Annotated in this window: 17 protein-coding genes; 12 read left to right on the forward strand and 5 right to left on the reverse strand. The window is 59.0% G+C overall.

Annotated elements, in window-relative coordinates; translation table 11 throughout:
- Positions 1-158 precede the first annotated feature (158 nt).
- The 7 genes from ADA16_RS01915 (at position 159) to ADA16_RS01945 (ending at position 7,455) form a co-directional block, all read left to right on the forward strand.
- Complete coding sequence (locus ADA16_RS01915; protein ID WP_048758638.1) at positions 159-1,010, forward strand: GDSL-type esterase/lipase family protein; 852 nt, start codon at positions 159-161, stop codon at positions 1,008-1,010.
- Between the two features lie 216 nt (positions 1,011-1,226).
- The gene (locus tag ADA16_RS01920; protein WP_239659301.1) at positions 1,227-2,714 is read left to right on the forward strand and encodes an AMP-binding protein; all 1,488 of its coding nucleotides are present in this window, start codon (positions 1,227-1,229) and stop codon (positions 2,712-2,714) included.
- Positions 2,715-2,773: 59 nt separating this feature from the next.
- Positions 2,774-3,889: a M24 family metallopeptidase gene (locus ADA16_RS01925; RefSeq protein WP_053084286.1), complete on the forward strand. Its 1,116-nt coding sequence runs from the start codon at positions 2,774-2,776 to the stop codon at positions 3,887-3,889.
- Between the two features lie 31 nt (positions 3,890-3,920).
- Positions 3,921-4,685 carry an SDR family NAD(P)-dependent oxidoreductase gene (locus ADA16_RS01930; protein ID WP_048758640.1) on the forward strand — a complete coding sequence of 255 codons (765 nt, stop codon included), beginning with the start codon at positions 3,921-3,923 and terminating at the stop codon, positions 4,683-4,685.
- Positions 4,682-5,908, forward strand: a complete 1,227-nt coding sequence (locus ADA16_RS01935; RefSeq protein WP_048758643.1) for a bifunctional cobalt-precorrin-7 (C(5))-methyltransferase/cobalt-precorrin-6B (C(15))-methyltransferase — start codon at positions 4,682-4,684, stop codon at positions 5,906-5,908. The genes ADA16_RS01930 and ADA16_RS01935 overlap by 4 nt, the downstream gene beginning before the upstream one ends.
- A 45-nt stretch (positions 5,909-5,953) precedes the next feature.
- The gene (gene cobM, locus ADA16_RS01940) at positions 5,954-6,727 is read left to right on the forward strand and encodes a precorrin-4 C(11)-methyltransferase (RefSeq protein WP_048758645.1); all 774 of its coding nucleotides are present in this window, start codon (positions 5,954-5,956) and stop codon (positions 6,725-6,727) included.
- A complete protein-coding gene (locus ADA16_RS01945; RefSeq protein ID WP_048758647.1) occupies positions 6,715-7,455 on the forward strand; it encodes a cobalt-precorrin-6A reductase in 741 nt (246 codons plus the stop codon). Before cobM ends, ADA16_RS01945 begins: the two co-directional genes overlap by 13 nt.
- A gap of 24 nt (positions 7,456-7,479) precedes the next feature.
- Here the strand turns inward: ADA16_RS01945 and ADA16_RS01950 are convergent, their stop codons facing one another.
- The 5 genes from ADA16_RS01950 to cobG all read right to left on the reverse strand — a co-directional run bounded on the left by ADA16_RS01950 (position 7,480) and on the right by cobG (position 12,115).
- Positions 7,480-7,785, reverse strand: a complete 306-nt coding sequence (locus ADA16_RS01950; RefSeq protein WP_048758649.1) for a hypothetical protein — start codon at positions 7,783-7,785, stop codon at positions 7,480-7,482.
- Positions 7,766-8,290 (reverse strand): hypothetical protein, encoded by a 525-nt coding sequence (locus ADA16_RS11090; RefSeq protein ID WP_152680708.1) that lies wholly within the window; start codon positions 8,288-8,290, stop codon positions 7,766-7,768. Before ADA16_RS11090 ends, ADA16_RS01950 begins: the two co-directional genes overlap by 20 nt.
- A 370-nt stretch (positions 8,291-8,660) precedes the next feature.
- Positions 8,661-10,274: a precorrin-3B C(17)-methyltransferase gene (gene cobJ / locus ADA16_RS01955; protein WP_048758651.1), complete on the reverse strand. Its 1,614-nt coding sequence runs from the start codon at positions 10,272-10,274 to the stop codon at positions 8,661-8,663.
- A gap of 3 nt (positions 10,275-10,277) precedes the next feature.
- Positions 10,278-10,928 carry a precorrin-8X methylmutase gene (locus ADA16_RS01960; protein ID WP_048758653.1) on the reverse strand — a complete coding sequence of 217 codons (651 nt, stop codon included), beginning with the start codon at positions 10,926-10,928 and terminating at the stop codon, positions 10,278-10,280.
- An 11-nt stretch (positions 10,929-10,939) separates the two neighbouring features.
- Entirely contained in the window at positions 10,940-12,115 is a 1,176-nt protein-coding gene (gene cobG / locus ADA16_RS01965; RefSeq protein WP_048758654.1) for a precorrin-3B synthase, read from the reverse strand.
- Positions 12,116-12,311: 196 nt separating this feature from the next.
- Between cobG and ADA16_RS01970 the strand changes: the two genes are divergently transcribed.
- The 5 genes from ADA16_RS01970 to ADA16_RS01990 all read left to right on the forward strand — a co-directional run bounded on the left by ADA16_RS01970 (position 12,312) and on the right by ADA16_RS01990 (position 20,976).
- Complete coding sequence (locus ADA16_RS01970; RefSeq protein WP_048758656.1) at positions 12,312-13,865, forward strand: lipase family protein; 1,554 nt, start codon at positions 12,312-12,314, stop codon at positions 13,863-13,865.
- Positions 13,866-14,038: 173 nt separating this feature from the next.
- A complete protein-coding gene (gene cobN / locus ADA16_RS01975) occupies positions 14,039-17,689 on the forward strand; it encodes a cobaltochelatase subunit CobN (protein WP_048758658.1) in 3,651 nt (1,216 codons plus the stop codon).
- A 113-nt stretch (positions 17,690-17,802) separates the two neighbouring features.
- Complete coding sequence (locus ADA16_RS01980; RefSeq protein ID WP_048758660.1) at positions 17,803-18,414, forward strand: FxsA family protein; 612 nt, start codon at positions 17,803-17,805, stop codon at positions 18,412-18,414.
- Positions 18,415-18,471: 57 nt separating this feature from the next.
- Positions 18,472-20,148, forward strand: coding sequence for an apolipoprotein N-acyltransferase (gene lnt / locus ADA16_RS01985; RefSeq protein WP_048758662.1), 1,677 nt, complete (start codon positions 18,472-18,474; stop codon positions 20,146-20,148).
- Positions 20,149-20,160: 12 nt separating this feature from the next.
- Positions 20,161-20,976 (forward strand): polyprenol monophosphomannose synthase, encoded by an 816-nt coding sequence (locus ADA16_RS01990; protein WP_048758663.1) that lies wholly within the window; start codon positions 20,161-20,163, stop codon positions 20,974-20,976.
- Positions 20,977-21,081: the final 105 nt, after the last annotated feature.

The following is a 21,081-nucleotide window of genomic DNA, read 5'->3' on the forward strand; positions in this document are numbered from 1 at the left end:
CCCCGACACATCTCTTCAGCTGCAGTTCAGCTTCCTGAGGTAAACATGATAAATTTATAGTTATGTGATTGTAGATCACACCGTTCCATACTGTAGTTCCAAATGGTGCTGCAGATTGTATTTTTCATATCTGACTTCAGTTCTCAGGAAGGTCACTAATGAGCAAGTTCCAGAAGGCTCTGTCTGCTGCGGGAATCGCAGCACTGAGCTTCGGCATTACCCCCATGGCAAGCGCTGCACCGGCTGGAAACGTAGTTACCTTTGGTGACTCGTACTTCGCCAATCCGACTGTTGAGGACTACTGGATTGCCAAGGCTCCCGAGCAAATCCCGGGCCTCCCAGAAGTTCAACAGAAAAACGGCTGCGCCCATGACCCTGATGGAATCCCAGCAAAGATTGGTAAGAAGTCTGGCCGCCATGTGGACGACTACTCGTGCGCTGGAGCTGTGCTCTACACTCCAAACGCGAACAACCTCGATCGTCAGATTGAGGGTGCGATTCGCGATGGAGCGCTAAACCCGCAGACTTCGTTCATCGCAATTCAGATTGGCTTCAACGACACCTACAACAATGCAGTCAATCTTCCCTCGGTCCGTGAGGGCTGGTGGAAGGACGCATCCGATGCTGCGGTGCATAAGATTCGTGCACATGCACCAAATGCACGCATCGCATTTGTCAACTACCCAACTATTTCACACCCCGGTGACTCCAAGCAGTGTCTCATCCATGTGAACGTTGCTGGTCAAAACATTGACGCCGGCGTCCCCGCTTTCTGGATTGAGCAGGGCGAGATTGAAACCTCTAAGTATGCAAAGCAAGCTGCCGACCGCCATCAGGCTGAGTTCGTTGATGTCCGCGCCATGACCACGGATCGCCATGAGTGTGCTCCAGATGATAAGCGCATCATCGCGGGTGCCATCGACAACCGCACCCGGGACTACAACCTCCCGGTTCACCTCAATGGTGAAGGCAAAGAGATTATTGCCGACGCTATCGTCGCTCGTATGTAGTCATTAACCCCAAGCCCTGAGCCCCAAGGCACAGGGCTTTTATCTTCAATTCACTTATTTCTTAGGGGAAAAATGACTTCTCAGGCTCAAGCGTCTCGCACTCGGCGAGCAACCCACGTGTCGCCTTGGACTCAAGTTAAACAATTCGTTTCTTCTCTCGGGCCACTCAGTCGCGCTGGCATCCTCAGGAATGATGGCCCTGCTGCACTGAAGAATATGTCTCGGTGGGGTATTTCGATGGCGGCTCTCGTCGAAAACGACTGCCTCAACTGGCCCGACCGGCTTGCACTTGTGGATGACTTTGGTGAACTCACATATGCTGAGCTTCGGACTCAGGCTAGAACTCTGTCTGTCCACCTTATGGAGAAGGGAATTACTGAGGGGTCCACTATCGCAATTTTGGCCCGAAATTCTCGTGCCATTGTGTTGCCATTATTGGCTTGTAGCTACCTCGGCGCTCGTCCCATGATTATGAATCCGGCATCTTCCTCAAAGCAGGTCAGCGCAATCATGGCTGACTATGGTGCGGATATCTTGATTGTAGATGCCGAATACAACCAAAATGCCGATTTCCCGATCGAAACAATAACTGTCGGTGGCGAGCAAGACGAGTTTCTTTCCCTCATTTCCGGGCAAGTTGACAGTTCCACGCTTCCGCAGAAACCCCGACAGCAAGAGACAATCATCATGTCATCGGGAACATACGGGATTCCAAAAGGTGTCCGCCTCCCAGTTCCACGCACACCAAAGGTTCTTGGTGGAATCGTTAAAGCGATTCCTTGGAAGAAGAACATGGTGGTTCAACTCACCGCATCGGTTTTCCATGCGTGGGGATGGCTCAACCTCCAACTTGGCCTGGCCACCGGTTCGACCCTCATCTTGCGACGGAATTTTGATGCAGATCAGGCTACCGCGGACTGCCTTCGATACGGAGTAAACGGAATTGTTTCAGCTGCAGTCTTCCTAAAAGATCTGGTTACTGCCGCAGACAGAGCAGACTCTGAGCTCGGCCCATTTGAGTTCATTGTTTCTTCAGGAAACGCCATGCCACCGTACTTGGTTCGCGAGCTCAACAAGCGCTTCGGACCTGTGGTATGTAACTTCTACGGTTCAACTGAACACGGCCAAATCGCAATTGCTACCGGTCCTGAATTCGCAGCTGATCCACATACTACCGGGCATATCCCAACTGGTGTTGAGCTTCGTATTTTCCGCGAAGACGGCACCGAGGCTGACCGGGGAGAACTTGGCAATGTCTACGCCGCAAACTCCATGACGATGATTGGTTTGCTTGCTGCACGTGACAAATACGATGTCATTAGCGGGCTGCTCGGAACTGGGGATAAGGGACTAATCGATGAAAACGGGATGCTTCAATTAGCCGGTCGTGCGGATGACATGCTGATTAAGGGAGGCGAAAACGTTTACCCTCGTGAAGTTGAAGAATTCCTCGGAACCGTCGATGGAATCAACGACGTTTTCGTCCATGGTTCTCAGGACGACATCGTCGCAACTCTTCGAGCCTATGTTGTCCGGGCAGACAGCATCGCTGGCGCGAACCTTTCCGACGAAATGATTCGCGAACACGTTCGCCAGAATCTCGCAGAGCACAACGTCCCTGACGAAATTGTGTGGATGGAATCGTTGCCTCGCAATGACGGTGGCAAAGTCGTCCCACGCCGTTTGCCCGACGCTAAAGCTTAATTCAGCGTCTCTGTCTTAGTCTCTGTCTTATTCGAGGCTGACGGGTACAGTTGGCAACTATGAGCAACGGTATCTTTAGCTTTGACATCTACCAGCAGCGTCTGGATCGCACTGCGGAGCTACTCCGCACCCGCGATGCAGACGCTGCAGTCTTTGGAACCGGCGCTGACCTGCAGTATCTCATTGGTTCTGCGGTCACCTCGCATGAGCGCCTCACCGCGCTGGTAGTCACCGCATCCGGCACAACCACACTGGTACTGCCCGCTGTGGAGCGCGGTGACCTGCCGCTGTGTGCAATCGATGCCCTCAACGCCGATGTGGTGTTGTGGGAGGACGGCCAGAATCCGCACCGCATTGTCGCCGACCTAGTGGGCCACGTGGGCACTCTCGCAGTGGGCGCTTCGTTGACCGCTGACCACTTGATTCCCATTCAGGATCTCACCGGAGCCAAGACCGTGTTGGCCGGAGACATTCTGAAAGAACTGTTCATGCGCAAGGACGCCGCTGAAATTGATCAGCTGCGCGAGGCCGGCGCCGCCATTGACCGCGTTCACGCTCGTGTGCCTAGCATGCTGCGCGCAGGCCGCACTGAGCGCGAGGTTGCCGAAGAAATCTCGGCAGCCATTCTGGAAGAAGGCCATGTCGTCATTGACTTCGTCATTGTCGGCTCAGCCGAAAATGGTGCGAATCCGCACCACGATTTCTCCGACCGCGTCATCGAGGACGGCGACGTGGTGGTCGTCGATATCGGAGGCACCTTGCCGCTTGGCTATCACTCCGATTGCACGCGCACCTATGTCGTCGGCAAGCCGGGAGAGAAGGAAACTGCGGCGTGGGCGGCTCTGCGAAAGGCGCAGGAAGCTGCTGTGGCGGCGGTGCGCCCTGGGGTGACGGCAGCGGAAATCGATGCGATTGCACGCAATAGCCTCACCGCTGCGGGCTACGGAGAGTACTTTATCCACCGCACCGGGCATGGCATTGGTCTGTCCACGCATGAAGAGCCGTTCATCATGGCTGGCAATGAGCTGAAACTCGAGCCGGGCATGGCGTTTTCGGTGGAACCGGGCGTGTACCTACCAGGTGAATTCGGTATGCGGCTGGAAGACATCATCATTGTCACCGAAGACGGCGGCGAATCGGTCAATAACGGTCCGCACGATTTGATTACCATCTAATCGAGGTTTAGAGGAAAGGTTTTTCTAGCGCATGGGACACGTACTCGTTCTTGGTGCCACCAGCGAAATCGGCGGGGAAGTTGCCGCGCGGCTGGCCAATCACAACACCTTCACGCTCGCCGCGCGCCGCACTGAGGCACTCGACGGCATTGCCGGCCGCCTCATCGACGCCGGTGCTGTCGCGGTGCATCGCATCCACTTTGATGCCGATGACATCGCCGCACACCGCCAGTTCGTTGAGAACGCCTGGCAGCACGGTCCCATCGATACGGTGATTGTCGCGTTCGGTATCCTCGGCGATCAGCGAGAGTGTGAGGAGTCTGGCGAGGCGGCTGCGGCAGTCATCCATACCGACTTCACGGCACAGGCCTCGATTCTCACCGAGATCGTCGCACGTATGGAGTCCGACATCGCCACCGGTATTCTTCCTGTGCGCGATAAGGTCGCGGGCCGCATCATGGCCTTTTCCTCTATCGCAGGCGCCCGCGTGCGCCGCGCCAACTATGTCTACGGTTCGGCGAAAGCCGGTCTCGACGGTTTCCTCCAGGGTATGCAAGACCGCCTGCACGGCAGCCATATTCAGCTGACAATCGTCCGGCCGGGCTTCGTCATCGGCCGCATGACCGAAGGCATGAAGCCGGCGCCGATGTCTTCGCGCCCCGCCGAGGTCGCTGAGGCCGCTGTCACCGCCTTCGATGGCCGGAAGCCCCATGTCTGGGTGCCAGGGAAACTGGCGTTGCTCGCCCGTGCCACGCATCTGACTCCCCGCTGGATTTGGCGGAAGATGCCCCGATGAGCCAGAAACTTCGCGTCGTAGGCATTGGCTGCGACGGTTACGAGGGTCTATCTGCCCGCGCGGTCGAGGCGCTGTCGTCGGCACGCCGCATCATCGGCTCTCCCCGTCAGCTCCATTTGCTTGACGACGTCAACCTGGACGCCGATCTCACTCCTTGGCCCAGTGGCTTCTGGAAGGACTGGCAGGTCACCCTGGCAGATATTGACCCCGCAGTCGATGTCATCCTGGCCAGTGGAGATCCCATGTTCCACGGTGTAGGCGTGTCGCTTGTTCGCGAGCTTGGCCGCGGTGCCGTGGAGGTTATTCCAGCGCCGTCGTCGGCTTCATTGGCCTGTGCCTATCTCGGCTGGCCCTTGCATGACACTCCGGTGATCTCTCTAGTAACAGGGGAGCCGGGGATACCTGGTGCTGCACGTGTTGTGCCGGTAGCAGATGCACTGCGGCCCTTCCTCGTGCTGTGTCGAAACGCGGACTCAGTGCAAGAGGTCGCTACTGTCTTGGCCGACCGCCCAGACACCAAACTCACCGCGCTGACCAATCTCGGTGGCTCGGAGGCGACGGGGCTGCCGGAGTCTATGGCCGAAGGCACGGTGGCGAGCCCTCCGATTGCAGCTGGAAATCTCACGGTGCTGGCCGTGGAGCCGTCGGGAAGCGCGCGCGGCTGGCTGCGCGACGGTGACTTTGACTCGGATGGCCAGCTGACGAAGGCGCCGATTCGCCAAATGACGGTGGCGGCGCTGGATCCGCGACCGGGAGCACTGCTGTGGGATGTCGGCGGTGGCACGGGATCGATCGGCATTGAGTGGGCTCGGCATGGCGGACGTGCGGAGATTTTTGAGCGCGATGCCATTCGCGCAGAGCGGATTGCAAAGAACGTGGCGGCTCTATCGGGCAATGTGACTGTCCACCATGGCGCAGCACCAGGGGTTTTGGCTGACTCGGATCTTCGCCCAGATGCCATTTTCATCGGAGGAGGTCTCACTGCTGACGGCATGATTGAAACCTGTTGGCAGCGCCTTGCCCCGGGAGGCACCATCGTTGCGAACACTGTCACACTGGAGTCGGAGGCTCTGCTGTGGCAGGCGCGTCACGACTATGGCGGGGATGTCACCCGGCTTTCCGTGGAACGCGCAGGTGCGGTCGGCACTTTCACTGCGTGGCGGCCAGCGTTGCCGGTGGTGCAGTGGGTGGCGGTGAAGCCAGTAGAGCCTGCGCTACCATAGACGTAATTTCTCTGTCTAAAAATATTGAGGACTCTGTAACTCACAATGACTGTGTATTTCATCGGTGCAGGCCCGGGCGCAGCAGATTTGTTGACGCTGCGCGCGGACCGGCTTATTCGCTCCTGCCCAGTGTGCCTTTACGCGGGATCGATTGTCCCGCCTGAGGTGCTGGAGAACTGCCCCGAGGGCGCAGAGATTATCAATACCGCGCGAATGCCGCTGGATACCATCATCGAGACCATTCAGGCGGCACATAAGGCGGGCAAGGATGTCGCACGCCTGCAGTCCGGCGACCCGTCGGTCTGGTCAGCGTTGGCAGAGCAGGTCCGTCGTCTCAGCGAACTCGGCATTGACTACGAAGTCGTCCCGGGTGTGCCGGCTTTTTCCGCTGCTGCGGCAGCTCTCGGCCACGAGCTCACGGTGCCGACTGTCGGCCAGTCGGTGGTACTGACCCGTATCTCCGGACGCGCGTCCAAGATGCCGGAGGGCGAAACCCTGGAGAACTTCGGCCGCACGGGTGCGACTTTGTGCATTCACTTGGCCGCCCACGATATCGACCGCGTGGTTGAGGAGCTCACCCCGCATTATGGGGAGCACGGACCGGTGGCAGTCGTGGCTTTCGCATCCCGCCCGGAACAGGTTATTCTCCGCGGCACGCTGTCTGATATTGCGCAGCAGGTCAAGGATGCAGGCGTGACTCGTACCGCTGTCATCATTGTTGGCAAGGTGCTCACTGCCGAGGCGTTCCCGGATAGCTACCTCTACAGCGATGATCGCCCACGCGATGAACACGGACGGACCATTCCATGCGTGCACTAATTCTGGGTGGAACTGCGGAAGCCCGCGCTCTGGCCAAGCGCCTGGTGGGTGAGGGTTGGTTTGTCACCTCTTCACTGGCCGGCCGCGTATCTAACCCCAAGCTGCCCGTCGGCAATGTCCGTATCGGCGGTTTTGGCGGTCCCGCGGGGCTGACACGCTGGCTGATTTCTGATGCCACTGAAGTCATCATCGATGCCACGCATCCTTATGCAGAACGAATCAGCGAATCTGCTGCTGAAGCTGCCCGCGCCACCGGTATTCCGCTCGTGGCTCTGCATCGCCCGGCGTGGGAGAAACAGCCCGGCGACAACTGGATTGAGGTGTCCTCCATGCAGGAGGCCGCGGACGTTGTTGCCGACCGCTTCTACAGCCCGTTTCTCACTATTGGCCGCCAGCAGCTAGCTCCGTTTGCCGATGACTCCAACGGCCGTTACCTCATTCGCTGCGTGGAAAAGCCCGCACCACCACTGCCGAAGAATCGGAAGATCATTCTCAGCCGCGGGCCTTACGATGTCGCAGCGGAGCGCAAGCTCATGCGGGATTACGCCGTGGACTGCGTGGTGACCAAGAACTCCGGTGGCGTCGCTACCTACGCCAAGATTGAGGCAGCTCGAGACCTTAAAAAGCCGGTCGTTATCGTGCAGCGTCCGCAGCTGCCCGGTGCAGATATTGCCACCGTCGCCACAACGGTGGATGAGGCGTACAATGCCGTCATCCGCCGGGCGTAGCGGCTAATTCTGGTGTGAACTAACTTACCGCACAGGCTGCCACTCTGTTTGCTCAGTGGGGACCTGCTCGATTCCACCAGAAGGACTCAATATCAGCCATGCGATAAACATAGCGATTGTCAGAAAAACAGAAATTAATGTGAAAGTAGTCCATCGCCGACGATATTCACCCTCGGCTTTTTTAGCCTCGAACAGGCCATAAATTCCAGTTAGAAATGGAATTGGAAACGCGATATAGACGCCCGCCACAAAAAGAATGACCGCAAGAATCTGAAATCCCCAGTCAATTATTCCCGGCACTCTTTTATTATTAGCACCTTTCGCTTGCATTATATTCTCCAGATGGTCGAATAGTCGCTGAGATACAGACCGTCCTTTGACCTGCCCCAATGCCGTCAATCACAATGGACTGCTCAAAGTTCTCCGAAGTTCGCACGAACCAACCTGCCCCTACAGCATACGAAGCTGGATTCGAGGCCGAACCCCTATACGACCATGTAGGAGTACTGGTTTCCCCACCGTGATCAAGAACTTTGACATTCTTAATCTTTTTACCTGGGGTTCCGCAGATTTCAACAGTCTGCCAGTAAGTGTATAGGGTGTTACCCATAACAGCCTTTTGCTCAAACCGGGCACCATCCTTTCGGCAGTAGTCGGCCCCGCCCTGCGCAAAAAGCTTCGTTGAAAGATTCGACGGCTGTGGCAATCGTTTTACAATCAACTCACCCGGAGTTGTATAGGCTCGCAGAAGGCTTTTTTGGTGGTTATCCAACTCCGCCATCGAAAGGCGACCTTCATCAATCGCCCTATAAAGCGATTCAGCCTGAGCTGCCACGGGGCGTGCAGGTTCCTCAGCGCTAGCAACGGGTGAAAAGATGATACCCGCTAAAATAAGGGCAGATTCCACTAGAAGAACTTTTTTCCTATCACCTAAACCTCCTTTTATGTCGGTGATCGCCCCGAGCATAACACTGTAAATGAGCTACGCTCAGAAATATTGTCCGATTAAATAAGCAATCTCCGCCGAGAAAGGGGTAGACCAAAGTGGTAGGTTTTTGGGCCAAACGAACCATATTTGCAACTGAACACTAAATCTCGATTCAGCAATATCCCTTTTCAAATTGCCGCGGCCAGCGTAAATAATCTTCCTTTCAATTCACGCACCGGTATTTAATAGCGACGATGTGCGCTGGAACACCCCAAAACTAACGCAGCAACTCGCCGGTTCCGCTCGTGCCGCCCTCACCGTAGTGGCGTGCGGTGTAGACACGGGTGGTTTGTCCGGCACGGTATACCTTTGTTGATGACGACCCGATAATCACCATGGTTCGCATATCGACGACATCCGGATCGAACTCCGCCAGCGTGGTCACAATAACGTTTTCCTGCTCCGAGCCGACTGCCCGCGCCACAATTACCGGCGTTGTTGGTTCGCGGTACTCCATGGCCAATGCACGCAGCTCTCGGATCTGCCATCTCCGCGACTTGGATGCTGGGTTGTAGACGGCAAAGGCCATGTCCGCACCGGCGACGGCGCGCACTCGCTTAACGACGACCTCCCAGGGCTTCAACCTGTCGGAGAGGCTGAGCATGGCAAAGTCATGTCCAAGCGGAGCGCCCACCCGACTAGCGACCGCCTGAGCCGCAGTCATGCCCGGCACGACTCGCACGGGGATACCTCGCCACATATCGTCGTCAGCGACTTCCAACACTGCGGCCGCCATCGCGAAGACTCCAGGGTCACCGGAGCTGACAACCGCGACTCGACCACCGCGCTTCGCGATATCCAGCGCCATAGTGGCTCGCTCTGCCTCAACGCGGTTATCTGAGAGATGACGGCGTTGCCCGGCGCGCTCAGGAACTCGGTTGATGTAGGTGGAGTAGCCCACCAAATCTGTCGCCTGAGCCAGTTCCTCGGTGACTTCTGGGGTAGTCCAGCGCTCAGCACCCGGACCCAGGCCGACAACTACGACTTCACCGACCGCTGAGGTGCCCGGTTCAGTCGGCACGCCGGTAGCTGTATCGCTCGCCTCAGAATCCCCAGACGCACCAGATGCGCCAGAAACACTGTGCTCGGTGCCGTAGACAGCGGAAGGCACAACAGCCACTGCGAAGTAGGGAACCTTCTCCGGGTCGGCATCGGCCAGCGGGTAGCTGGTGCGCTCACTCATGGTGGCTCGCTCGACAACGTAGGCCCGCTCAAGCATGCCTGCGGCCTGCAACGCTGCGCGGACCTTCTCAACGTTCTTGCCCAGCTTCATAATGACTACGCAGTCCGAAGCATCAAGAACCGCAGCGATGCGCTCAGAATCGGCGGTGGCGGGAACAACGCTGACGATTTCTGTGGCTTCACCAAGCGGCTGACCAATCTCTGCTGCCGCCGCAGTAATACTGGCCACGCCAGGGACGATCTCGGTGGGGAAGTCCTCACTGAGAGCGTGGTGCAGATGCTGGTACGAGCTGTAGAGCATCGGGTCACCGAGCGAGAGCACCGCAACACTTCGCCCCGTGGCCAAGTGCTCATGCAGGCGGGCAGTGGCCTCTGCATAGAAACCGGCCAGTTGCTCGCGATAGTCGGCTGGGCGCCCGGTGGTCACCGGGTATTGCAGTTGTTCTTCCACGGCAGCGTCGTCACGCGCGTCAATCAGGTCGGCGGCGATTGCGCGAGCCGTGGAACGCCCGTGAGTTCCGGCATGGTAGGCGATGACATCGGCAGTACGGATGATGTCGGCACCGCGGAGTGTAATGAGACCTGCATCGCCGGGGCCGAGTCCGACGCCGTAGAGATGACCAGGCTGAGCGCTGTAAGAGCCGGACATGGTTTAGAGAATCTCCTTTGCGGTGGCGATGGCATTGAGGGCAGCACAGGTGATAGCCGAGCCGCCGCGACGGCCGGTGACGGTGATGTACTTCAGCTCCGGGTTTTCAGCACCGGAGTCGATAGTGGCTTGCTTGGATTCCGCAGCACCGACGAAGCCAACCGGCATGGCCAAAATGGCAGCGGGCATGGGGAAGGATCCCTCATTGATGCGGTTGAGCAGGTGGAAGAGGGCAGTGGGAGCGTTGCCGATGGCGACGACCGCGCCCTCTAGGCGCGGCTTCCACAGCTCCACCGCAGCAGCAGTACGAGTGGTACCGAGTTCCTGAGCCAACTCGGGGACGCGCTCATCACGCAGCAAGCAGATGACCTCGTTGTCAGCGGGCAGGCGCTTGCGAGTAATGCCCGAAGCAATCATGTTGGCATCGGTGAAGATAGGAGCGCCATCTTCGAGAGCCTGGCGAGCTGCACGTACAGCTCCCGGAGAAAAGACAATGTCCTTAGCCAGGTCGGTCTGACCTGCTGCGTGAATCATTCGGACAGCGACGGTTTCCTCATCGGCGTCGAAGCGGGAAAGGTCGCTTTCCTCGCGGATGATGGCAAATGAGTTGCGGTAAATATCCGCACCGTCGGTGTTGTACTCAAAGCGCTTCATAGGCTTAAACCCTAGTCCACAGCAGTGACTTCGTATTCTCCGTCCCCGGTGGCGAGATAGTCGAAGTAACCACCCTTGGGCTTGCCACAGCGGCGCTCACAACCGGAGAAGTGCACTCGGCCCTCGGGCAGGCGGTCATCGGCAATTGCATGAGCGGCATCACCTCGGGTGTCAGCCAGCGACTTCTCGCAGCCAGGGCGACCGGTGCAAGCACTGACACGCAGCCAGGTGGACTTTCGGTCGAAGATCAGGCCATTCGGCGCCAATACCTTGACGACCTGCTCGGCAACTTCCTCTTCTAAATCGTGCAAAATCAGCGAGTACCACGGAGTAATGTGCACCGGAACCTGCGTGTGCGAGATAGCACGGGCCAGACGCGCTGGCAAAACACCAAAGCGCAGGCCAGCAGCCAGGCTAACCAACCCATCCGGCTGATTGATCCATCCAATCTGGCGGGACAGCCCGGCGGTGGCATCGAAGTTCTCAGCCGGGGTCGGCTCCTGGCGACGGACACGCTCGCCCAGTTCCTCGACTACGCCATCAGCAACGCGCTCGGCCGCATCTGCTTCGGCGATACGCCAGGCCGAGCCACGGCTGTCATTCCACACCTTCGCTGTGGTGATTAGAGCCTCCACGACGTCGTCACGCGAGACAATAAGCCCCGAGGTCGCGCCACCAATGATGAGTTCGAACGTGTTCTCATCGTGGGCGACAACGCCGAAGTCGGGGCGCTCGCCGAGGACATCACCACGGCCGTCGTCGAAAGCCATGAGCGTGCGGCCAGGAAGTGTTGCCAGAGACGGCTCCGCAATGAGCGCCGCATCGAAATCCTGAACCAAGTCGCGGACATCAGCATTACCGCCGATGCGACCGGACAGTGGCGACTGGAGAATGTTGCGCACGCGGTCGTGGCTCGTGGAGGGAACCAGCTTTTCCTCTTCTGCGGCATCGGCGAATGCGCCAGTGTTGGTGATGCCACGGATCTGAACATTGCCGCGAGAGGTGAAGTGAATATCGCCGTCACCGAAGTTTTCGGCCAGATCGGCGAGTACGGCAAAGCCCGGCGCGGGGAGGAATCCTCCGGGGAAGCGAAGGCGACCAATTGCGCCATCAGCTGCGATATGAACTTTTCGGGTGCCGGGGCAGCCGTCCTGACGAGTGCGAGCTCCTTGATCAGATGCAGTCATACTTCCAAGAATACGCAAACACGCACAGACCTTCTGAGAATGGATTTTGAAATATCTCTACAAAAATCCCTCAGTTTTTCGCCGAAATCCACCGATTTACCTTTTTAAAACCTTATTATTTCTATCACCTAACTTCCTGTGAGTTAAGGGAAGTCTTTATTGGGGTTTTTCAATCTGGGGTTATTCAGGAGATTTCATGTCACATCACAACACTGAAGCACTCACACACGGCACCGCCGGCATCGGCCATGCCTCGACACAGACGCGCTCTGCTTCACGACGAAACCGTCGCACCATCCGAACGGGAATCGGGGTAGCACTGGCGGGGCTTATGACCATCGGGCTGGCTACACCTGCGAACGCACAGCCGGTCAACATCCCGGGCCTGTCAGATAGTGGGCTGGCGGACAAGGTGCCGTCGTCGAGTGCAAACCGCGAGCTGCCGGGCTATGGCCATGTACCAAACCCAAATGTTGGGCGACTGCTCGGCGTCGAGAAGGATGATAAGGAGTCAGACGGCGAGGGCACGGACAAGCAGCTGACCCCGGAACAGGCACGCGTGGCCGCAGCCTCTCCGCTGAATTCTCTGCCGTTGATCCCGTCGCGCACGGCGAATGCCGGCACGCTAGTCAGCAGCGAGGATGCCGAGATGATGGTGAACGACAAGTTGTGGAATGTGGATGCCAAGCGTATTCACTACAACTCCACGGATTCTCTCGGCAATCCCAGTGTGGACACGGCTATTGTGGTGACTCCGAAGACTGAGTGGAAGGGCAGCGGTCCGCGTCCGGTCGTGGCGATCGCGCCAGGTACGCAGGGTGGCGCGGAAAAGTGTGACCCGTCGGTCTCATCGCAGACCGGGTTGAAGATTGAGTTCGGTCCGATGGACATTATTGCTCCATACGAGACGATTCCGATGGTCGCGAACTTGAAGCGAGGCGCAACTGTGGTGATGATTGACCACCACCGCAATGACCAGGGTAACCAGGACTATGTTGACAACATTGCCTCAGCACAGTCGCTGTTTGATGCCGTGTCTGCCTCACACGAACTCGGCGTGGACAAGAAGGCGCCCGTGGGAATTTATGGCTACTCCCAGGGCGGCTCCGCAGCCGCTGCAGCTGCTGAGCGTGCAGGTGTCTACGCTCCGGAGCTCAACGTCGTCGCTTCTGCCGCCGGCGGCCCGCCGTCCGACCTCGCAAACGTTCTCGACCAGATCGATGGCACCACTCTGACCGCCGCGATTGCACTCGCGATCAACTCTGTCCTGGACAAGGATCCGGAGCTGCGCCGCGTCCTCAAAGAAGAAATCAGCCCTGAAGGCAAAGAACTTCTGGACAACGTGGGCAACTACTGCGCGGGCGGCTTGGGTTTCCATCACTCGTTTGAGACCACTGACCAGTACACCACCAGCGGTGAGTCGCTCAGCGAGATGATTAAGCGCTACGAGCCGGTGCAGAAGGAACTCGCACGCCAGCGCGTCGGCAACTTCGTCCCCAATGCCCCGGTGTACCTCTACTCGGGTGAGCACGACGACATCATCCCCATCAACCAGGTCCGCAAGCTACGCGATGCCTGGTTGAATCTCGGGTTCACCGACCTGGAGTACGTCGAAAACACGACTTCGCCCCTGCTGCCGAAGACGGGTCTGAACCATGTCGTTCCCATGCTCGCGGAACTGACTAATGCCACCGACTTCCTCTGGTCCCACTTCCCGGATCAGCCGGCGGAGCAGTCGCTGGAACTCTAGCAATAGACGCTGCAGTAGAGTGATGGAGAAATCCACTGCCACGCCACTGACGAGAAGCTCGGTGAAAATCCGCACGGTCGCGCCACTGTCACAGTCAGACCTCGTCATCGGCTAGAAGGCAGACTCCCGCCGACCGGGGACGCGTTGCTCCCCAGGAAGTGAATGACTACACCGTGATTCTGCTGCTGTCGACCTCGGATACCGACCTTCTTTCCGCCCGCGCGGCCGCTCAGGCCAACCCGGAGGTGTCCTACCGTTGGGCAAACCCGGCGCGTCTGCTCGACGATGATTTACCTCAGCTTGCTGACGGTGCGGATGTCATTATCATCCGACTTCTCGGTGGCCGCCGCGCCTGGGAATCTGGCGTCGACTACTTTGTTAACTCCGGCATTCCCACCGTTCTTGTCTCCGGTGAGCAGGCACCGGACGCCGAACTCACCGAGTACTCGACGGTTCCCGCAAACGTCGCCACGCAAACACACATCTACCTGGCTGAAGGTGGCGCGAAGAACCTCGCACAGCTGCACAACTTCCTGTCAGACACGCTGCTACTGACCGGCCTTGGCTTTGAAGAGCCCGCACGCATGCCGGCCTGGGGTTTCCTGGAGCGCGATTCCAAGGTGGCCAAGGAAGATTCCCGCGGCACTGTCGGCATTATCTACTACCGCGCCCAGCACCTGGCTGGAAATACGCACTACGTTGAGGCGCTCGCTGACGCAGTCGAGGCTCGCGGCTACGTCGCCAAGCCGATTTTCGCCGCGTCCCTGCGAACCGCCAGCGATGAACTGTTAGCAGAGATGGCATCCTGCGACGCGCTGATTACCACGGTGCTCGCCGCCGGCGGTAACCGCCCCGCACTCGCACAGGCTGGCCAGGACGACGATGGCTGGGATGTCGCCGCACTCGCGGACCTCAACATTCCAATCATCCAGGGTTTGGCCCTGACCTCTTCCAGGGCAGCGTGGGAGGACAACGACGAGGGCCTGTCACCCCTGGACGTCGCGACGCAGGTCGCCGTCCCCGAATTCGACGGCCGCATCATCTCGGTGGCGTTCTCGTTTAAGGAAATCGACTCCGACGAGCTCATTTCCTACGTCCCAGACCTTGAGCGCTGCGACCGTCTCGCAGGCATCGCCACCCGCTACGCCGCCCTTCGCCACATCGACAACGCCGACAAGCGCGTCGCCGTCATGCTCTCTGCGTACCCGACCAAGCACGCCCGCATCGGCAATGCCGTCGGCCTGGACACGCCAGCATCCACGCTGAAGGTGCTGCACGCGCTTGCCGACGCCGGATACAACCTCGGCGACACCACCAAAATCCCCGGATATGCCACCACCAACGATGGCTCCGATGAGCCAGATGCGTTCATGCACGCCATCATCGATGCCGGTGGCCAGGATCCGGATTGGCTGACCGAGGAAGTTATGGAGGCAGCCGAGCTCCGCCTGCCCGCCGCCACCTACGAGAAGTTCTTCGCTACCTTGCCGGAGGAACTTCGCGCCGACATGCAGGACAAGTGGGGTGCCGCGCCGGGCAGCCTGTACGTTCACCCGGATACCCAGGACATCTATATTGCGGGCCTGACCTTCGGCAATGTCGTGGTTATGGTGCAGCCACCGCGCGGTTTCGGTGATAACCCGGTGGGTATTTACCACGACCCGGATCTGCCACCGACACACCACTACCTGGCCTGCTACCGCTTCCTGTCCCTGCCACAGGCCGAGGGCGGTTTCGGTGCCGATGCCGTGGTGCACATGGGCAAGCACGGCAACCTGGAGTGGCTACCGGGTAAGACCGTCGGCCTTTCCGCCTCCTGTGGCCCGGATGCGGCCATCGGCGAGCTGCCGATGATTTACCCCTTCCTGGTAAACGACCCGGGCGAGGGCACGCAGGCCAAGCGCCGCGCTCACGCCACACTGATCGACCACCTGATTCCGCCGATGGCTCGTGCCGAGTCCTACGGCGACATCACTCGCTTGGAACAGCTTCTCGACGAGCACCAGAACATCTCCGCGATGGATCCAGCAAAGCTGCCGGCAATCCGCCAAGAGATTTGGACGCTGCTGACCGCCGCGAAGATGGACCGCGACCTCGGCTGGGATGAACGTCCGGACGAGGAAGTCTTCGATGACATGCTCATGCATGTCGACGGCTGGCTCTGCGAGATTAAGGACGTCGCCATCCGCGGTGGCCTCCACGTACTCAGCCAGGCACCGGAAGACGAATCCCTGATTGGCACTGTGACCACCATGCTGCGCGCCCGCCAGCTGTGGGGCGGCAAGCAGACGCTGCCGGGTCTGCGCGAGGCACTCGGCCTGGCCGAGGACGGCTCCGACGAGCGTCACGCTGTGGACTCCATCGATGCACTGGCCACAGCGCTGGTGACTGCCGTGGTGAAGAATCCGGACCAGCCAGTGGCACAGATTGCGGCCGACGTCCTCGGTTCCGAAGAGTTTACCGACATCGCAGCACCTAATGGCCTGGATCAGGTTGTCGAGCTCCTGCAGTTCACCCGCGACGAAATCCTGCCGCGACTGGCCGCCACCAGCGAGGAAATTCCGCGAATTCTCTCGGCCCTCGATGGCGAGTTCGTTCCGGCTGGCCCCTCCGGCTCACCGCTGCGCGGCCTGGTCAACGTGCTGCCGACTGCCCGTAACTTCTACTCGGTCGACCCCAAGGCAGTGCCGTCGCGCCTGGCTTGGGAAACCGGTGTCAACCTCGCCGATGGCCTAATCGAGCGCTACCGCGCCGACCACGGCGATTACCCCAAGTCGGTTGGTCTTTCGGTATGGGGTACTTCCGCCATGCGTACTTCTGGCGATGACATCGCCGAGGTGCTCGCGCTGATTGGTGTGCATCCAGTGTGGGATGACGCATCCCGTCGCATTGTCGGCCTTGAGCCGATTCCGCTGGAGGAACTGGGTCGTCCGCGCATTGACGTAACCGTCCGCATTTCCGGCTTCTTCCGTGATGCGTTTCCGCATGTTATCGACCTTTTAGATGACGCGTTTCAGCTCGTCGTCAAGCTCGATGAATCCGATGAGGACAACTACGTGCGCGCCCACGCGAAGGCCGACCAGCAGGAGCGCCCGCGCCGTATCTTCGGTTCCAAGCCGGGCACCTATGGAGCTGGTCTGCTGCAGCTGATCGATTCCGGCTCCTGGCGCGATGACGCGGATCTGGCGAAGGTTTACACGACCTGGGGCGGCTACGCCTATGGTCGCGGCATCGATGGGGAAGAGGCTGCTGACGATATGAAGACGGCTTACCGTCGTATTCAGGTCGCTGCGAAGAATGCAGATACCCGCGAGCACGACATCGCCGACTCCGATGACTACTTCCAGTTCCACGGTGGGATGATTGCCACCGTCCGCGCGCTGACCGGTTCCGCTCCGGAGGCGTACGTGGGCGACTCCACGCGCCCAGACTCCGTGCGCACCCGCACCCTGCACGAGGAAACCCGACGTGTCTTCCGCGCCCGCGTGGTCAACCCGCGCTGGATGCAGGCCATGCGTAACCACGGTTATAAGGGCGCCTTTGAAATGGCCGCAACCGTCGATTACCTCTTCGGTTACGACGCGACGGCGCAGGTCATGGATGACTGGATGTACGAAACGCTTACCGACGAATACGTTGCGAACCCGGAAAACCGCGAGTTCTTTGAACAGTCGAATCCATGGGCTCTGCACGATATTTCCGAGCGCCTGATGGAGGCCGCCGAACGCGGTATGTGGGAAAACCCCGACCAGGAACGCATGGATCTGTTGCGCCAGACCTACCTGGATACAGAGGGCGACTTGGAGGAGCGCGCCGATCGGTAGCGGGCCGCTGATCGGTTGGCAGCCGACCACCAGGAACCGACTAGTAGAACGCTAGAGAACCGACCAATAGAGGTAACCACTTGCTCACCCAGTGGCGGTTACACTGGGGAACTATGAGCAAGTGGTTCACAATTATTTACCTCATCGCCGAGATTGCGGCCTTTATCGCACTCGGTGAATGGATCGGCTACGGCTGGACCATCCTGTTGGTTCTGGGCCTGTTCATTGTGGGTTTGGTCTTCGCCGCCATCGAGTTCAAGCGCATCTACAAGAAATTGCTGCTGGATACTTCCCGCACTCTCACCGAGTACGGCGAGAAGCATCCGGAGGAGGCAATCAAGCGCTCGGCAAAGGGCGCGGGGCACTTTGTGGCGGACTCGGCAATTCTATTGGTTGGTTCCTGGCTGATTGCTCTGCCGGGTGTCGTAAGTACCGTTGTTGGCTTCCTAATGGTTCTGCCGCCGGTGCGCTGGCTGATTCGTAAGACCGGGTCGGTGGCGCTGCTCAATGGGCTCCGCAACTTCAGTGACCGCAGCATGATGGTGGTCTCTCAGTACGGCATGAAGCCGGGCGCTCCCGGGGCTGCTGCAGGTGCTGGCGGTTTTTCGGGATTCTCTGGCGGTTTCCCGGGCCCGGATGGCAAGAACTTCCCACAGGACAAGATCGTGCCCCCAGCACCGGACAACACCTGGGATGATGACCAGGACGGCAGCGACAAGCGCTAAATAAAACAGCAAGCGCTAACTCAACAACTCGCGAACGTAGAGAGTTCTCTTATACAAGTGCACACTAACCGCCAAGCGCGCTCCAGCGAGCACGGGGACGTCGCTCAGAAAGACGCTCAGAATAATCCGATTCACTGGCAGGTGCGCTTTCGCGCGCTTTCACCACTTAAGCAGCGCCTAATTCTCGCCCTCATCGCAATCCTTGCTGGTGGATTGCAGTTTCTCAGCTATGCGCCCATGAGTTGGTGGTGGTCGGCGTGGCTCGGCCTCTCCCTACTCATTGCTTCCTTCCTGTGCGCAACCGATTGGAAATCCAGCATTGTGGTGGGCTTCTGCTGGGCGACAGCGACGGCGCTTTTCTCATTGCCGTGGATTGGCTCCTTCGTCGGCATTGGCCCCTATGTGGCTCTCTCAATTGTGCTGGGCATCCTCACCATTCCAGTGGCGCTTGCGATGTGGCTGATTGCGCAATCCAGTTTCCCTCTCGCGCTGAAGCTCCCCGGCATGGCCGCTGCGCTCGTGGCGGGGGAGGCGCTGCTAGCCCGCTGGCCTTTCGGAGGCTTCCCCTGGCTCCGCGTTGCCTGGGGGCAGGTCGACGGCCCGTTAGCTCCAGCAGTGGCGATCGGCAGCACTGCATTGGTCACTTTCCTCGCCGCCTGCGTTGGTGCGGGACTGGTCGCGCTCGCCCTGCGAACCTACGCAACCTCGGCTGCGCTCGTGGCGGGGGCGTTATTCATCGGCTGGGCTCTTCCTGCCTGGACCCAACCGCTGCCTGAGCCCACGGCAGACAGCAACACCCGCGTCGCAGTTATCCAGGGCAACGTTCCGCGTCTCGGATTGGAGTTCAATGCCCAGCGTCGCGCAGTGCTGCAAAACCACGCCGATGCCACCAATGAACTGGCACGACGTGTCCACAAAGGTGAAGAACCGCAGCCGGACATCGTTATCTGGCCTGAGAACTCCTCCGATGTCAGCCCGTTTACGGATGGGGAAGCGGCACGCATTATTGAAAATGCCGCGATGAATATTGGCGCTCCCATCGTGGTCGGCACCTTTACCTACACCGATGGTGTGCAGAACACCATGGTGGTTTGGGACCCGAGGACCGGCCCCGGCGAGCAACACGAGAAAATCTACCTCCAACCCTTCGGCGAGACCATGCCTTTCCGCGAACTACTGCGTCACTTCTCCGACATGGTCGATCACGCCGGAGACATGACCCCAGGCAACGGCGATGCCGTGGTCACAACCCCTGGTACCGAGGGCTTAAAGAAGGTCAACCTGGGCGTGGCCACCTGCTACGAAGTGGTCTTCGACGGCGCCTACCGCAACGCGGTCAACCACGGCGCAACCATACTGGCCACACCCACCAATAACGCCACCTTCGGTTTCACCGACATGACCTATCAGCAACTGGCCATGAGCCGCATGCGGGCCATGGAGTTCCAACGTGCCACAGTCGTCGCCGCAACCAGCGGTGTGAGCGCAATTGTGGATGCGCACGGAGACGTCGTAAAGCAGAGCAAAATCTTCGAGCAGAAGGTACTCACCGAGACTTTGCCGCAGTACTCCCACCTGACTTTTGCCGCGCGCTTCGGGGCGTGGATTGAAGGTCTACTGACTGCATTCGGTATTCTTTGTGTGGTCGGTGCCGTCCTGCGCCGCCGTGGCGGAGATGCCGGAGCGGGCGCACATGAAGTTGATGGCCGGGATACTAAGCAGAACATGCACTAAGGAGAATCACGAGTGACTTCCCTAAATGAGTCGACGCTGGTTGTCATTCCCACTTTCAATGAGCGGGAAAATCTGCCGGGCGTGATTGCACGCCTGCGCGCAGCGGAGCCGAGCGTCGATATTTTGGTTGTCGATGACTCCTCACCAGACGGTACCGGTGAGCTCGCCGATGAAATCGCTGCCGCTGACAAGGCGGACAACAACGGCGAAGAGCACATTTACGTCCTGCACCGCGAAGGCAAGGGCGGTCTGTGGGGTGCGTACCGCGCAGGCTTCGCTTGGGGGCTCGAGCGCGACTACGAGGTTCTCTGCGAGATGGACGCCGACGGCTCCCACGCACCGGAACAGTTCCACCTGCTGTTGGAGAAGCTCGGTGACGGCGCCGATGTCGTGATTGGTTCCCGCTACGTTCCGGGTGGCAAGACCGTCAACTGGCCGATGAGCCGTCAGATTCTCTCCCGCGGCGGCAACATCTACATCTCGCTGGCGCTCGGCGCGGGCATCTCGGATATCACCGCTGGCTACCGCGCTTATCGACGGGAAGTTCTCGAGACCCTCGACCTGGAGAACATCGGCAAGGCTGCGTACTTGTTCCAGACAGAGCTCGCCTTTGAGGCTGTACAGGCTGGCTTCTTGGTTGAAGAGGTTCCGATTACCTTTACCGAGCGCGAGTACGGCGAGTCCAAGATGGATGGCAGCTTTGTGAAGCAGTCTCTGCTGCAGGTCACTAAGTGGGGTATTAAACACCGTACGCAGCAGGTGAAGGATCTGGGCTCGGAGATTGGCCGCTTGGCTGGTCACGAGATTAAGCAGCGTTTCCGCAAGTAGGGCAACCCCAAAAATTGCGGCCTGCCCGTATGAATACGGGCACCATGTTTCAACACGGGCTGCAAATGTGAAACTGTGCGAGTTTATGACACTTTCAGGCCGGTA

This window comes from Corynebacterium vitaeruminis (genome assembly GCF_001054325.1).
GTDB lineage: Bacteria > Actinomycetota > Actinomycetes > Mycobacteriales > Mycobacteriaceae > Corynebacterium > Corynebacterium vitaeruminis_A.

Excerpts from the sequence above, each read along its gene's own strand:
- cobJ (WP_048758651.1), bottom strand. The coding sequence starts at position 10,274 with ATGTCCGGCTCTTACAGCGCTCAGCCTGGTCATCTCTACGGCGTCGGA.
- ADA16_RS01950 (WP_048758649.1), bottom strand. The coding sequence starts at position 7,785 with ATGCAAGCGAAAGGTGCTAATAATAAAAGAGTGCCGGGAATAATTGAC.
- ADA16_RS01925 (WP_053084286.1), top strand. The coding sequence starts at position 2,774 with ATGAGCAACGGTATCTTTAGCTTTGACATCTACCAGCAGCGTCTGGAT.
- ADA16_RS01980 (WP_048758660.1), top strand. The coding sequence starts at position 17,803 with ATGAGCAAGTGGTTCACAATTATTTACCTCATCGCCGAGATTGCGGCC.
- ADA16_RS01945 (WP_048758647.1), top strand. The coding sequence starts at position 6,715 with ATGCGTGCACTAATTCTGGGTGGAACTGCGGAAGCCCGCGCTCTGGCC.
- ADA16_RS01920 (WP_239659301.1), top strand. The coding sequence starts at position 1,227 with ATGTCTCGGTGGGGTATTTCGATGGCGGCTCTCGTCGAAAACGACTGC.
- ADA16_RS01970 (WP_048758656.1), top strand. The coding sequence starts at position 12,312 with ATGTCACATCACAACACTGAAGCACTCACACACGGCACCGCCGGCATC.
- ADA16_RS01930 (WP_048758640.1), top strand. The coding sequence starts at position 3,921 with ATGGGACACGTACTCGTTCTTGGTGCCACCAGCGAAATCGGCGGGGAA.
- ADA16_RS01915 (WP_048758638.1), top strand. The coding sequence starts at position 159 with ATGAGCAAGTTCCAGAAGGCTCTGTCTGCTGCGGGAATCGCAGCACTG.
- cobM (WP_048758645.1), top strand. The coding sequence starts at position 5,954 with ATGACTGTGTATTTCATCGGTGCAGGCCCGGGCGCAGCAGATTTGTTG.
- cobG (WP_048758654.1), bottom strand. The coding sequence starts at position 12,115 with ATGACTGCATCTGATCAAGGAGCTCGCACTCGTCAGGACGGCTGCCCC.
- ADA16_RS01935 (WP_048758643.1), top strand. The coding sequence starts at position 4,682 with ATGAGCCAGAAACTTCGCGTCGTAGGCATTGGCTGCGACGGTTACGAG.
- ADA16_RS01960 (WP_048758653.1), bottom strand. The coding sequence starts at position 10,928 with ATGAAGCGCTTTGAGTACAACACCGACGGTGCGGATATTTACCGCAAC.